At 65.2% G+C, this 14,092-nt stretch carries 14 protein-coding genes; 6 read left to right on the top strand and 8 right to left on the bottom strand.

Annotated elements, in window-relative coordinates; translation table 11 throughout:
• Window positions 1–11 precede the first annotated feature (11 nt).
• Window positions 12–674, top strand: coding sequence for a Pr6Pr family membrane protein (locus CH273_RS19975; RefSeq protein ID WP_230597011.1), 663 nt, complete (start codon window positions 12–14; stop codon window positions 672–674).
• A gap of 14 nt (window positions 675–688) precedes the next feature.
• Window positions 689–1,939, top strand: a complete 1,251-nt coding sequence (locus tag CH273_RS19970; RefSeq protein ID WP_032397901.1) for an aminotransferase family protein — start codon at window positions 689–691, stop codon at window positions 1,937–1,939.
• On the opposite strand, the gene CH273_RS19965 is transcribed toward CH273_RS19970, so the two are convergent.
• Window positions 1,923–2,153, bottom strand: coding sequence for a hypothetical protein (locus tag CH273_RS19965; protein ID WP_032397902.1), 231 nt, complete (start codon window positions 2,151–2,153; stop codon window positions 1,923–1,925). The genes CH273_RS19970 and CH273_RS19965 overlap by 17 nt on opposite strands.
• 38 nt (window positions 2,154–2,191) lie before the next feature.
• Between CH273_RS19965 and CH273_RS19960 the strand changes: the two genes are divergently transcribed.
• Window positions 2,192–2,836 carry a hypothetical protein gene (locus CH273_RS19960; protein WP_032397903.1) on the top strand — a complete coding sequence of 215 codons (645 nt, stop codon included), beginning with the start codon at window positions 2,192–2,194 and terminating at the stop codon, window positions 2,834–2,836.
• Here CH273_RS19960 and CH273_RS19955 read toward each other — a convergent pair.
• From CH273_RS19955 to CH273_RS19945, 3 genes are all read right to left on the bottom strand, one after another.
• On the bottom strand, window positions 2,826–3,497 hold the full coding sequence (locus CH273_RS19955; protein WP_032397904.1) for a PhzF family phenazine biosynthesis protein: 672 nt from the start codon (window positions 3,495–3,497) through the stop codon (window positions 2,826–2,828). The two genes, CH273_RS19960 and CH273_RS19955, sit on opposite strands and share 11 nt — an antisense overlap.
• A 77-nt stretch (window positions 3,498–3,574) precedes the next feature.
• Window positions 3,575–4,114: a carboxymuconolactone decarboxylase family protein gene (locus tag CH273_RS19950; RefSeq protein WP_032397905.1), complete on the bottom strand. Its 540-nt coding sequence runs from the start codon at window positions 4,112–4,114 to the stop codon at window positions 3,575–3,577.
• A 1-nt stretch (window position 4,115) separates the two neighbouring features.
• Entirely contained in the window at window positions 4,116–4,703 is a 588-nt protein-coding gene (locus CH273_RS19945) for a peroxiredoxin (RefSeq protein WP_032397906.1), read from the bottom strand.
• 155 nt (window positions 4,704–4,858) lie between these two features.
• Here CH273_RS19945 and CH273_RS19940 point away from each other — a divergent pair, with 155 nt between their 5' ends.
• On the top strand, window positions 4,859–5,797 hold the full coding sequence (locus CH273_RS19940; RefSeq protein WP_032397907.1) for a hydrogen peroxide-inducible genes activator: 939 nt from the start codon (window positions 4,859–4,861) through the stop codon (window positions 5,795–5,797).
• Here the strand turns inward: CH273_RS19940 and CH273_RS19935 are convergent.
• The 4 genes from CH273_RS19935 to sthA all read right to left on the bottom strand — a co-directional run bounded on the left by CH273_RS19935 (window position 5,784) and on the right by sthA (window position 12,183).
• On the bottom strand, window positions 5,784–8,300 hold the full coding sequence (locus CH273_RS19935; protein ID WP_032397908.1) for a DEAD/DEAH box helicase: 2,517 nt from the start codon (window positions 8,298–8,300) through the stop codon (window positions 5,784–5,786). The two genes, CH273_RS19940 and CH273_RS19935, sit on opposite strands and share 14 nt — an antisense overlap.
• A gap of 70 nt (window positions 8,301–8,370) precedes the next feature.
• Complete coding sequence (locus tag CH273_RS19930; protein ID WP_032398408.1) at window positions 8,371–9,411, bottom strand: alpha/beta fold hydrolase; 1,041 nt, start codon at window positions 9,409–9,411, stop codon at window positions 8,371–8,373.
• Window positions 9,412–9,639: 228 nt separating this feature from the next.
• Complete coding sequence (locus CH273_RS19925) at window positions 9,640–10,584, bottom strand: proteasome assembly chaperone family protein (RefSeq protein ID WP_032397909.1); 945 nt, start codon at window positions 10,582–10,584, stop codon at window positions 9,640–9,642.
• 183 nt (window positions 10,585–10,767) lie between these two features.
• Window positions 10,768–12,183 carry a Si-specific NAD(P)(+) transhydrogenase gene (gene sthA / locus CH273_RS19920; RefSeq protein ID WP_032397910.1) on the bottom strand — a complete coding sequence of 472 codons (1,416 nt, stop codon included), beginning with the start codon at window positions 12,181–12,183 and terminating at the stop codon, window positions 10,768–10,770.
• A gap of 163 nt (window positions 12,184–12,346) precedes the next feature.
• Between sthA and CH273_RS19915 the strand changes: the two genes are divergently transcribed.
• Together CH273_RS19915 and CH273_RS19910 are read left to right on the top strand one after the other, a co-directional pair.
• Window positions 12,347–13,432, top strand: a complete 1,086-nt coding sequence (locus CH273_RS19915; protein ID WP_032397911.1) for an S-(hydroxymethyl)mycothiol dehydrogenase — start codon at window positions 12,347–12,349, stop codon at window positions 13,430–13,432.
• Entirely contained in the window at window positions 13,429–14,061 is a 633-nt protein-coding gene (locus CH273_RS19910; RefSeq protein ID WP_032397912.1) for an MBL fold metallo-hydrolase, read from the top strand. The genes CH273_RS19915 and CH273_RS19910 overlap by 4 nt, the downstream gene beginning before the upstream one ends.
• The last annotated feature ends 31 nt before the right edge of the window (window positions 14,062–14,092 follow it).

The following is a 14,092-nucleotide window of genomic DNA, read 5'->3' as shown; positions in this document are numbered from 1 at the left end:
AGGATCGCCACATGAGCATCTCGCAGGATGTGATGGTCCAGCCGCGCACTCCCGTACCGATCAGGACGTTGCGCGTACTGTTCGCGGCGCTCACCGCCTCGGCACTGATCTCGATCGTCCTGGACGGTCTCGCCTCCACGACGTTCTCGCTGGCCAACTACTTCAGCTACTTCACCGTCATGAGCAACGTGCTGACGGTGCTGGTGCTGCTGGTCGGCGGCGTCGTCGATCCACGCGCGGCGCACTGGCAGCTCGTTCGGGGTGCCGTCACCCTCTACATGGTCATCACCGGAATCATCTACGCCGTACTGCTCGCCAACATCGATGTGGGCGTGGCGGATCCGTGGACGAACAACGTGGTGCACCGCATCATGCCCATCGTCCTGCTGATCGACTGGATCCTCACGCCACCGCGACGGCAGATCTCGGAATCGCGCAGCCTGACATGGCTGCTGTTTCCGCTTCTCTACGGGATCTACACCCTCGTCCGTGGGCCCGTTGTCGACTGGTATCCCTATCCGTTCCTCGACCCACGCGTCCAGGGCTACCTCGCGCTCGCCATCGGCCTGCTCGTTCTCACCGTCGCCTTCGCGTTGATGGCTCTCGCGGTCGGTGCACTCGGGAGGATCGCCGGACGGTGGAGGTACGGATCGGGCTCGGCCGGAACCACGTGACTACTGTGTACCGCATGTCTTCTGCCACCGGAACCACACACTCTTCCGCGCTCTGGCACGGTTTCGCCGACATGGGAGCCGTCACGACCAGCGGCCCGTTCGTCGTCTCCCGCGGTGAAGGTGCCTACATCTACGACCACGCGGGTACCGAATACCTCGACGCCACCGCGGGCCTGTGGTTCACCAACGTCGGCCACGGCCGTCGGGAGATCGCCGACGCCGTTGCGACGCAGTTGAGCTCGATCGCCCACTACTCGAACTTCGGTGACTTCGTACCCGAGACCACACTGGCACTCGCCGATCGTCTCGCGGCGATCGCCCCGGTACCGGGCAGCAAGATCTTCTTCACCTCGGGTGGCTCGGACTCCATCGACACCGCCGCGAAACTCGCCCGGCGCTACTGGGTCGAAATGGGTCGACCGAGCAAGACACTGATCGTCGGCCGGCAGAAGGCCTACCACGGGATGCACGTCGCGGGAACAGCGCTGGCCGGCATTCCGGTGAACAAGGAGCACTACGGCGAGCTCATGTCCGACGCCCGAACGGTGGCGTGGGACGACGCGAAGTCGCTGCTGGCACTGATCGAGGAGGTCGGTGCCGAGAACGTGGCCGCATTCTTCTGCGAGCCCGTGATCGGTGCCGGCGGCATATACCTCCCACCGGAGGGCTACCTGCGCGAGGTGCGGCAGATCTGCCGCGACAACGACGTACTGTTCGTCGCGGACGAGGTCGTCACCGGATTCGGCCGTATCGGCGGCAGTTGGTTCGCCTCCACTCGATTCGAGCTCGAACCGGATCTGATGACCACCGCCAAGGGGCTCACGTCCGGATACGTACCGATGGGTGCGGTGTTCATCGCCCCGACGATCGCCGAGCCGTTCTTCGCGGGCGGCGTGTGGTGGCGGCACGGGTACACCTACGGTGGCCATGCCGGAGCGGCCGCGGCCGCGATGGCCAACCTCGACATCATCGAGCGCGAGGAACTGCTGTCACACTCGAAGCGCATCGAGGCGGCGTTGCACACCCACCTCGCGCCGTTGGCCGCACACGAGAGGGTCTCGGAGATCCGGAGCGGAATCGGTGCGGTTGCCGCCGTGCAGCTCGCCGACCCGGCCGAGGCATTGCCCTTCGTCAAGACGCTTCGAGCGCACGGTGTGTCCAGTCGCGCGGCCGGTCAGGGTGCGATGCAGATCTCGCCGGCATTCGTCATGACGAATGCCGAGATCGAAGAGCTGGCCGCGCGAATCCTCAGCGCGCTCGGCTGAACCGGAGCCTGCTGCGCAGCTGCTGTCCGCGTGAGCGCGGGGCAGCAGCTGCGGGCTGCGGCTCGTCGGGGACGGCGGCGAAGCGCCGGTGCAGCCGATCTCGTACTTCCTCGGGCGCGTATGCGCGACGCTTGCGTTCGGATCGGACCACCAACGCCCCGGTGGCCGCGACACCGACCATCCCGGCGAGACCGAGGGCCTTCCACACGTTCATCCGGCCACCGTACCGTCACGAGATCTAGGGTGTGGACCATGAATCCGTCGCGAATCAGCCTCGATACTGCAGTCGAGGCCACCAGAACGGGCGACATCTGGATCTTCCGCGGACAGTCGAACGCCGATCGCGCTATCCAGGCACTGACCAACAGTCCCGTCAACCACGTCGGAATGGCCGTCGTGATCGACGACCTGCCTCCGCTGATGTGGCACGCCGAACTGGGAAAGTCGTTGCAGGACATGTGGAGCGGAAATTTCCAACGCGGGGTTCAGCTGCACGATCTGCGTGCGGCCGTCACCCAGTGGGCCACGAAGTACGAACAGCGTTGTTGGCTGCGGCAATTGGACGAGTCCGTGACGACTGCGCAGGAGGACGCCCTGCTGCGCACGATCGCCCGCATGGACGGAACCGCGTTCCCGACCACTGCGGCGCTCGCCGGTCGGTGGTTCCGGGGCCGAGTCCCCGCACTGCGTCGCAACCGACGCGAGGGAGCGGCACTCGAAACCGCCTACTGCGCCGAGGTGGTCGCCATGACCTACGACGCGATGGGTCTGCTCACGGGCAACAAGAAAGCCAACTGGTTCGACCCGGGAAAGTTCTGGAGCGGCGACCGACTGCCACTGGCCGACGGAGTTCGTCTCGGCGAGGAAATCGAAGTGGACGTACCCGTCACACGCTGATCGACGCGTCCGCCTCGGTGCGTCCGCCCAGTTCCACCCAGCCGTCGCCGATGGTGGTGCGCAACCGAGATCCGGCTCCCTGCACGATGTTCAGGCTCCGGCCGAGTTCACCGGTCAGCCGGACGGCGGCAGCACCGGTCGCCTCGTCCTCGGCGATACCCATCATCGGTGCGAACATGCGCGATCGCAGCGTGCCGTGTTCCTCGTCGGTCCAGGCCCAGACGTAGTGGTGCCCACTGTCGTAGGCACTCGGATCGGCTGCCGCCACCTCGGCCGCATCGTGAACCCGATGGAAGGTGAACTGCGGAGTCCAGTCGGCGCGAGCGCGAACCCAGGTGTGCTCGCCGTCGTAGCGGATGCGCAACGGTCCGGCAGGGACGGTGAGCACGTCGACGGGATGTCCCTGCTCGCGGAGCCACCACGAGAGTCCGACCGTGGGATGTCCGGCGAAGGGCAGCTCCACGGCGGGGGTGTGAATGGTCGCCGAGGCCGTACCGGACTCGGTGCGATCGACGAACACCGTCTCGCTGAAGCCGAGCTCGGCGGCGAACTGCTGCCTGTCGGCCTCGTCCACGTCGCCCGCGGCCACGATGCCGAGGGGGTTGCCGAACCTGCCGTCGGCATCGGTGAACACTCGTACGACGGAGACGTCGGTAGCCATGCCCGGATGGTACCGAACGCCGAACGAGGGACCCGCGGCCGCGGATCCCTCGTTCGGTGAACAGTGCGAGACGACGCTCAGACGGCGGCACCGTCGAGGATTCGCCCTGTTTCGATCGCCTGCGCGACACCTGCGACGATCGACGCGGCACGGATGGCCTCGAAGATCTTCTCGCGGTCGACGCCCTCGGCGCGCAGGGTCTTCTCGTGTGCCTCCAGGCAGTGGTTGCACCCGTTGACGGCCGACACCGCGAGCGACCACAGCTCGAAGTCGGCCTTGTCCACGCCAGGGTTGCCGATGATGTTCATGCGCAGGCCGGCGCGCAGATCGTCGTACTTGCCGCCGAGGTATCCCTTGGTTCGGTAGAAGACGTTGTTCATGCCCATGATCGACGCCGCACCGAGTGCCGCGTTGTACGCCTCGGCCGACAGTGAATCGGCAGCGTCCTCGGCGATCTCCTTCAACGTCGTCGCGGACTTCGACGCTGCCGCCACCGACAGCAGCGTGCCCCACAGCTGCTGCTCGCTGAGCACCGTGGAACGGGCGATGGAACCGAGATTGAGCTTGAGGTCCTTGGCGTACTCGGGGACGGCGTTCTTGAGGTTGTCGATCGTCATGTCAGACGCTCGCCGTCAGCAGTTCGCCTGCGTCGATGGTGGGATCACCCTTCTTCCAGTTGCAGGCGCAGAGCTCGTCGGACTGCAGGGCATCGAGAACTCGAAGGACCTCGTCGACGTTGCGGCCCACCGAGCCTGCCGTGACCGACACGAACTGGATCTCGTTGTTGGGGTCGACGATGAACGTGGCGCGGTCCGCGACACCATCGGCGTTGAGAACACCCGTGGCAGCAGCCAATTCACGCTTGAGATCCGACAGCATCGGGAACGGGAGGGTCTTGAGCTCGTCGTGCTGTGCCCGCCACTGGAAGTGGACGAACTCGTTGTCCACCGACGCACCGAGGACCTGTGCGTCACGGTCCTCGAACTCCTCGTTCAGCTTGCCGAACGCGGCGATCTCGGTGGGGCACACGAACGTGAAGTCCTTGGGCCAGAAGAAGACGATGCGCCACTTGCCTGCATGATCGTCACTGGTGACGGTGGTGAAGTAATCGTCGGGCTGCTGAGCGTTCACCTTGGACAGGTCTCCGCCGATGACGGCGGTCAGGTTGTATGAAGGGAACTGGTCGCCAATTGTCAACAGTGCCATGTGGTCTCCTCGTGTCGAATGATCGCGTCGGTTCCGTATGTGAGCGGTTCGGGGTCGGTGGCGTGAATGCAGCCGTACGAGCCCGGCCGACCGGTACGAGTGTGCCAAAAGTGTGGTCAAAGGTAAACGTGATGAGTGGCACTACACTGATAGGCGTGACCGATCGAAGCTATCAGCCGACCCTGTCGCATCTGCGGGCTTTCGCGGCGATCGCACGTCATCGCCACTTCGGTTCTGCCGCAGCGCAACTGAGTATCACCCAGCCTTCGCTGTCGCAGGCTCTTGCTGCGCTCGAGCAGGGGCTGGGGGTGCAGCTGATCGAGCGCAGCACTCGCCGGGTGTTGTTGACGCCTGCCGGCGGTCAGTTGCTCGCTCGGGCCACCGCGGCACTGGACGCGGTGGACGGATTCGTCGCTACCGCAGCAGGATTGGGTGGCCACCTGACCGGTGGTATCAGGCTCGGAATCATTCCGACCGTGGCACCGTACGTGCTGCCGGCAGTACTCCCGGCCGTACGCGCCGAGTATCCCGACCTCGTGCCGAGGATAGTGGAGGATCACACCGCCCGACTGCTGGACGCACTCCGCTCCGGTGACCTCGACGTCGCCGTTCTCGCGCTGCCCCTCGCCGACCCGAGATTGATCGAAATATCCATGTACACCGAGGATTTCGTGCTCGCGTTACCTGCCGAGCACCCACTGGCGGGGCGGCGGGATCTGGACGTCGCCGACCTCCGAGGCCTGCCTCTGCTCCTGCTCGACGAGGGGCACTGCCTGCGCGAGCAGACCCTCGACCTGTGCCGCTCGGTCGACATCGCGCCCGACGCGAGCGCTACCCGGGCGGCGTCGTTGACCACGGTGGTGCAGTGCGTTGCAGGCGGGCTGGGTCTGACGCTGCTGCCGCGCAGCGCCGTCGAGGTCGAGGTCGCTCGTGCGGGCCTGTCCACCGCGGAATTCGCACACCCGGCTCCCGGCCGCACGATCGGTCTCGTGCACCGATCCACGAGTGCACGCTCGGCCGAATACCGGGCGCTGGCAAGTCTTCTCGCCACCGAGGTTCGTGCCGGCCACGAAGGTGGCCTCAGCCGGGCGTGATCACGATCTCGTCGAACACGATCTCGCCTGCCGCATCGGACTCGGGCACATCGACGACGGCGTCGAGCGACCAGCCATGGTCCCCGTCGGGGTCCTCCAACACCTGACGCACCGTCGTGGACTCCGCACCGACGTTCAGGGTGAACAATGCGGGGCCACGGGCCGACGGGCCGGTTCCGATCGAGCCGTATTCGGCGAAGAACGGTTCGAGTTCGGCCTCCCAGTCCGGGCCGTCGTCGAGGTCGTCGAGCGTGTCCCACTGTCGGCGCGCCGCCAGGTCCACGCGGCGGAAGATCGCGTTGCGCGCGAGGATTCGGAAGGCTCGCGGGTTGGCCGAGATCGGACGCGGCACGTCGGATCCGTACGCCTCCACGAGCGCTTCCGGCTCGGCACCGGGATCGGTGAGGTTCTCCCACTCGTCGAGCAGGCTCGAATCCACCTGCCGAACGAGCTCACCCAGCCACTCGGTGATGTCCTGTACCTCTTCGGTTCGAGACTCCGGCGGAACCGTCTGGCGCAGTGTGCGATAGGCGTCGGCGAGATACCGCAGGACGAGTCCCTCGGACCGCATCAGACCGTAGTGGCTGATCAATTCTGCGAACGTCATCGCGCGCTCGACCATGTCGCGGACCACGGACTTGGGCGACAGACCGACCTCGGAGAGCCACGGATGGGTGCCGCGGTAGATCTCGAATGCCGGAACGAGCAGCTCTGCAAGAGGTTTCGGCCACGTGACCTCCTCGAGCAGCTCCATTCTCTCGTCGTACTCGATGCCGTCGGCCTTCATCTGCGACACCGCTTCGCCGCGCGCGGCGTGCTGCTGTGCCATGAGGATCTGACGGGGATCGTCGAGGGTCGACTCGATGATCGACACCACATCGAGGGCATGGGTCGGTGATTCGGCGTCCAGCAGGTCGAAGGACGCGACCGCGAACGTCGACAGCGGCTGATTGAGCGCGAAATCCGGTTGCAGGTCCACCGTCAGTCGAGCATGTCGACCGTCGGCGTCCGGCTCGTCGAGTTGCTCGACGATGCCCGCATCGACCAGACCACGGTAGAGCGAGAGCGCCCGTAGGATGTGCTTGCGCTGAGCGGGCCGGGTCTCGTGATTGTCCTCGAGCAGGTGTCGCATGGCATGAAAGCAATTGCCCGGCCGGGCAATGACATTGAGCAACATCGCGTTGCTCACCGAGAACCGGGACGTGAGCGGCTCCGGGCTGGCGGCGATGATCCGCTCGAATGTCGGCTCACCCCACGAGACGAAACCGTCGGGTGCCTTCTTGCGCTGCACACGCTTGAGCTTCTTCGGATCGTCGCCGGCCTTGGCCACCAGACGCGCGTTCTCGATGTCGTGTTCGGGGGCCTCCACCACGACGGTGCCGAGGGTGTCGTAGCCGGCTCGGCCCGCGCGTCCCGCGATCTGATGGAACTCGCGGGCCCGAAGCTTGCGGGTGCGGATGCCGTCGTACTTGGTCAGTCCGGTGAACAACACCGTGCGAATGGGAACGTTGATGCCCACCCCCAACGTGTCCGTTCCACAGATCACCTTGAGCAGACCGTCCTGCGCCAGCTTCTCGACCAACCGTCGATACTTGGGAAGCATGCCGGCGTGGTGCACCCCGATGCCGTGCCGAACCAGTCTCGACAGGGTCTTCCCGAAACCTGTGGTGAAGCGAAAGGCGCCGATGGCCTCGGCGATCTCGGCCTTCTCCTGCTTGGACGCGACATTGACGCTCGTCAGCGCCTGGGCTCGTTCGAGTGCCGCGGCCTGTGTGAAATGTACGACGTACACCGGCGCGAGATGCGTTTCCACCAGTTCTTCGATGGTCTCGCTGATCGGAGTGGTGACGTACGAGAACATCAGTGGAACCGGACGTTCGGAGCCCGAGACGACGGTGGTCGTGCGTCCGGTGCGCCGGGTCAGATCGTCCCGGAAGAACGAGACATCGCCCAGGGTCGCGGACATCAACAGGAACTGGGCGTGCGGCAGTTCGATCAACGGCACCTGCCAGGCCCACCCTCGATCGGGCTCGGAGTAGTAGTGGAACTCGTCCATGATCACCTGGCCGATGTCGGAGCCGCGGCCCTGACGCAGGGCGAGGTTCGCGACGATCTCGGCGGTGGCGCAGATGATCGGGGCTCCGGAATTGACCGACGCGTCGCCCGTCATCATGCCGACGTTCTGAGCACCGAAGATCTCGCACAGAGCGAAGAACTTCTCGCTGACCAGTGCCTTGATCGGCGCGGTGTAGAAGCTGCGTATGCCCGCGGCCATCGCGGCGTAGTGAGCTCCGATGGCCACCATCGACTTACCCGATCCGGTCGGCGTCGCGAGGATGACGTTGGAGCCGGAGACCAGCTCGATGAGAGCTTCCTCCTGCGCGGGATACAGGGTCAGACCGCGATCGGCAGTCCAGGTGGTGAACGTGTCGAACAGGACGTCCGGGTCGACGCCGTCGGACCGAGCGGCGGCGGTATCGGGAATCAGTTCGGTGAGAAGCACCTCTACAGGCTATGTGGGATCGACGGCCGGACCCGCATCGACACCGCGCCGGGCGGGGTCCGTCGATGCGTCAGGTGGCGCTGCGTTCGTCCGAGCCCATGGCTCCGAGCACTGCCAGTCTCGTACTCGCGCTGCCGGTGATCATGTCCTCGCCGACACCGGTGATGAGCAGGTTGCGCCACCGCACTTCGTCGAACGTCAACGACGGGGTGGAATCGATGAAATCCTCCACGACCTGCAGGAAGCGCATCGGGTCGTCTCGGAACGGAAAATGTCCGGAATTCTCGAACACCTCCAATGTGGAACCGGGCATGGCCGAATGAGCGAGGTGCGCATGACTGACCGGAATCACCGAGTCCTGATCACCCCAGACGAGCAGCACCGGCAGATTCTCGGTCAGGTAACACCGGTCCAGCATCGTGACCACCTGGCCGCGCCAGTCCACGACGGCGCGCAGGGTCCGCAGATACGCCTCGTACGTCGTCGGGGCCGGAAGCTCGCTCAGCACTCGGATCAGATCCGGAGTGTCGTGCAGGAGCGACCCGGGACGCAGGGGAGAGCTGTGCAGTGTGCTCAGGAGGCTGCCCGCCAACTTCACCGCGGGGATGGCACCGGGCAGGCGGAGCAGTTTGACCGCCTCGCTGAGAAACGGCATGGATGCCAGTCGAAGAAGGGGATGAACGTCCTTGGTGACGCCACCGGAGGACACCAGAGCCAACCTGTCGACCATGCCCGGGAACTGGTAGGCGAACTGCATGGCGACCCCGCCGCCCAGTGAGTGTCCGACGACGGTCACGTGTTCGATGCCCAGCACCGAGAGCAGGTCACGCATGCCGTTGGCGTACGCGGCGACGGAGTAGTCGGCACGGGGCTTGTCCGAGCGACCGTGCCCGAGCAGATCCGGAGCGATGACGGTGTAGTTCTTCGCGAGGTGCGGGATCACCTCGTTCCACGTCTCGGAGTTGTCGCCGATCCCGTGGATCAACAACAGGACCGGTCCTTCACCGGCCATGCGGAACGCCCGCCGGTATCCGTGAATGGTCCGGAAGATCAGCCGTGGCTCTTCATCGGGAACCGGGCGGAGCTTGCGACTGCGCGGATTGGTGCTCATCTGCGCCTCCTGAAATTCCCTGGTGCACCGCGCGAGGCGGCACACGACGGCGACGCCGTGCACGAGTGTGTGGACGTACGTACCCGAGTACGTGTTGGTACGACTCTTGCACGAGATGACGCTCGGGGCAGAACATCGGGCGTATTTGCGGTTACAGGTATGTTTCGATCCGCCCGAACTGTCCGATGTGCGCGCCCGAGCGATCATCTTCTGTGACCGCTCACACTGCTACTGCTCGGTGGTGTCCTCTCCCTCGTCGAGACCGGCCTGCTCGGCGAGGAAGCGCTCGAACTCGGCCCCGAGCTCGTCGCCGCTCGGCAGTGGCTCGTCGCTGGCCAGCAGCGTCGACTGCTGTTCCTGCGCGGCCACGTAGGTGTCGTACTGACGCTCGAGTGCCTGCACCACCGACTGGACTTCTTCGTTTCCGGTGATGTGCTCGTTCACCTGCTCCCGAACCCGTGCGGCAGCTTCACCCAGCGCGGCCAGCGGCAGGTCCAACTCGGCGGCTTCGCTGACGTTCTCGAGCAGCGTTTCGGCTGCACCGGGGTAGTCCGTCTGGGCGAGGTAGTGCGGTACATGCACCGAAAAGCCCATCGACTCGTGACCGTGCTGCGCCATCCTGAGCTCGAGCAGAGACGACGCGCTGCCGGGCACCTGCAGGTCACCTGCCCAGCTGTTGCCTTCCTTGACCAGCTCCTTGTCGCTGGCGTGGGCCGTCACACCGAGCGGCCGAGTGTGCGGAATGGCCATCGGGATCGAGCCGAGACCGATGGTCCGACGGACTCCGAGCTGTTCGGCGAGCAGGCGAACAGCAGTGGTGAACTTCTCCCACCGCAGATCCGGTTCCATACCGGCCAGCAGCAGGAACGGGGTGCCGGTGCGGTCCTTGACGGCATAGAGATTCAGTTCGGGAGCGTCGTAGTCCGAGAAATGATCGGACTTGAACGTCATCGTCGGACGACGGGACCGGTAGTCGATCAACTCGTCGACGTCGAACGACGCGACGAGTTCCGACTCCAGGCTCTCGCGCAGATGAGTCGTCGCCAACTTCACTGCGTGACCCGCGTCGGAGAAGCCCTCCAGACCGTGCACGAGGACGGGTCCGACTCCGTCGTTGGAGAAGATTTGCGGTGCCGGAAACTCCAGCTCGTACATCTTCGACTGTTCGGTCATGGCCGGGCCCCTTTCGGATCGACTCGTAGGTACCTCGAAGCGAGCATCGGGTAAGAATACGCCGATCCTGGGCGCGAGCCCCGTACCCGCCGACGTCGATCGTGGCGATTCACTATCCGAAAGAACAACCGGTGGACCGCTGTTCATTCCCCGTCCCGGGTTGCCCTCGTGCCGAGGACGACATCAGCGGTCGAAGTTGGCCAGCGCACGGATCTTGTTCGTGACATCGAGGGCGGCAACCTTGTACGCCTCCGACAGTGTGGGGTAGTTGAACACCGCATCGACGAGGTAGTCGACGGTGCCGCCGCACCCCATCACGGCCTGCCCGATGTGCACCAGATCCGTCGCACCCGACCCGAAGATGTGTACGCCGAGAATCGACCGGTCCTCGGTGGAGACGAGCAGCTTGAGCATGCCGTACGAGTCGCCGGCGATCTGACCGCGAGCGAGTTCGCGGTACCTCGACACCCCCACCTCGTACGGAATCGATCCCTTCGTCAGGTCGACCTCGGTGGCTCCGACGTACGAGACCTCGGGAATCGAGTAGATGCCGATGGGCTGCACATCGGTCAGTTTCGCGCTGGACTCGCCGAACGCGTGGTACGCCGCCAGCCTGCCCTGATCCATCGACGTCGCGGCCAACGCCGGAAATCCGATGACATCACCGACCGCGTAGATGTGATCGACCTTGGTCTGGAAATGTTCGTCGACGAAGATGCGACCGCGCGCGTCGGCCTCCAGACCGGCGTTCTCGAGTTCGAGTGCCGTCGTCAGACCCTGACGGCCTGCCGAGTACATCACCGTCTCCGCCGGGATCCGCTTGCCGCTGGCAAGGGTGGTCACCGTTCCGTTCGGGCCGACGTCGACTGCGGTCACCGCCTCCCCGAATCGGAACGTCACCGCGAGATCGCGGAGGTGGAACTGCAACGACTCGATGATCTCGCGATCACAGAAGTCGAGCATCGAATCGCGCTTCTCGACAACGGTGACCTTCGTTCCCAGAGCAGCGAACATCGATGCGTACTCGATTCCGATGACGCCGGCCCCGACCACGACCATGGACGCCGGAATGAATTCGAGATTGAGAATCCCGTCGGAGTCGAGGACGCGGTAATCGTCGAACGCGATGTCGGCGGGACGCGCGGGAGCGGTGCCGGTGGCGATCACCACATTGGCTGCCCTGACCGTGATGCGTTCACCTCGCGACTCGTCCTCGATCACGATGGTGTGCGCGTCGAGGAACTTTCCGACGCCGGTGATGAGCTCGATCCGGTTGCGCAGCAGTTGCGAGCGCACCACCTCGATCTCCTTACCGATCACGTGCTGGGTTCGCGCCAACAGATCGGCCGGAGTGATGTCGGCCTTCACCCGATAGCTCGCCCCGTACAGCTCACGTTGATTCATGCCCGTGAGGTACAGAACGGCCTCGCGCAGCGTCTTGGACGGAATGGTGCCGGTATTGACGCAGACCCCGCCGAGCATGTGGCCCTTCTCCACGATCGCCACCCGCTTGCCGAGCTTCGCAGCCGCAATGGCCGCCTTCTGGCCACCTGGGCCGGAGCCGATGACCACCAGGTCGTACTCCATGGGTTCAGACATTCGTCATAGGTACCGCTCGCACGCAAAGACTGCGTGCCCACCCGGTCACAACCTTGTGAACTCCGAGATTCGGAGGCCGAACCCATGCAGATGTCGCCACGTACTGATGCGTTGTGCGAGGCTGAGCCCAGCACGAAACACCCGATTCACAGTGGAGGAACACATGCCGCAGCAGGTCCGCGCTGTCGTTGCCAAGAGCAAGGGCGAGCCCGTCTCCATCGAGACGATCACCATCCCCGATCCCGGGCCGAACGAGGTCGTGGTCAAGATCGCGGCCTGCGGGGTGTGCCACACCGACCTGCACTACCGCGAAGGCGGCATCAACGACGAGTTCCCGTTCCTGCTCGGACACGAGGCAGCCGGAATCGTCGAGACCATCGGCGACCGCGTCGAGCACGTCGAGGTCGGCGACTTCGTCGTCCTGAACTGGCGTGCCGTGTGCGGCGAATGTCGAGCCTGCAAGCGCGGCACCCCGTGGTACTGCTTCGACACCCACAACGCAGCACAGAAGATGACCCTCGAGGACGGCACCGAGCTGACCCCTGCGCTGGGCATCGGCGCATTCGCCGAGAAGACCCTGGTGCACGAGGGCCAGTGCACCAAGGTCGCCGCAGACGCCGATCCCGCCGTCGTCGGACTGCTCGGCTGCGGAGTGATGGCCGGGCTCGGGGCAGCGATGAACACCGGCAACGTCTCGCGCGGAGACTCGGTGGCCGTGATCGGCTGCGGCGGCGTCGGCGATGCCGCGATCGCCGGAGCCCGACTGGCGGGCGCATCGACGATCATCGCGGTCGATCGCGACCCGGGCAAGCTCGAATGGGCCCTCGAACTCGGAGCCACCCACACCGTCGATTCCTCCGTGGTCGACGCCGTCGAGGCCGTGCAGGAGCTGACCGGAGGCTTCGGTGCCGATGTGGTGATCGACGCCGTCGGCCGTCCGGAGACCTGGAAGCAAGCGTTCTACGCACGCGACCTCGCCGGAACCGTGGTGCTCGTCGGCGTTCCGACTCCCGAGATGACTCTCGAGATGCCGCTCATCGACTTCTTCTCCCGCGGCGGCTCGCTGAAGTCGTCCTGGTACGGCGACTGCCTGCCCGAGCGCGACTTCCCGCAGTTGGTGGATCTGTACCAGCAGGGCCGTCTGCCGCTCGAGAAGTTCGTCACCGAACGCATCACCATCGAGGACGTCGAAGCCGCGTTCGACAAGATGCACAAGGGCACCGTGCTGCGGTCGGTGGTGATCCTGTGAGTGGTCGATTCCGTGTCCAGAACGTGGTCACCTCGGGCACGTTCAGTCTCGACGGTGGCACCTGGGACGTCGACAACAACATCTGGCTCATCGGCGACGACGACGAGGTCGTGATCGTCGACGCAGCCCACACCGCGGCCCCGATCGTCGACGCGGTAGCCGGTCGCACGGTCAAGGCCGTCGTCTGCACGCACGGTCACAACGACCACGTGACCGTGGCACCCGAGCTCTCGGACACCCTCGACGCGCCGATTCTGCTGCACCCGGCCGACGACATGCTGTGGGAGCAGACGCACCCGGGCGTCGGGCACTCGACCCTCGAGGACGGCCAGCGCATCACCGTTGCCGGAACCGACATCCTGGCGTTGCACACACCCGGGCACTCACCGGGATCGACGTGCCTGTACCTGCCGGAGGCGGGGGAGTTGTTCAGCGGCGACACCCTCTTCTCCGGCGGTCCGGGTGCCACCGGACGGTCGTACTCGGATTTCCCGACCATCATCGGGTCCATCCGTGATCGACTCTTCGCGCTTCCCGTCGAGACTCGCGTCAACACCGGGCACGGCGACGGCACGCGCATCGGCGACGAGGCACCGCACCTCGAGGAGTGGATCGCCCGCGGAAGCTGACATCGCGACACTGCGGTAGGTCGCCTGCCGC

The organism is Rhodococcus sp. 05-339-2, from assembly GCF_002258965.1.
Lineage (GTDB): Bacteria > Actinomycetota > Actinomycetes > Mycobacteriales > Mycobacteriaceae > Rhodococcoides.
The sequence above is the reverse complement of the archived record's forward strand: the minus strand, read 5'-3'. Positions and strand labels throughout refer to the sequence as shown.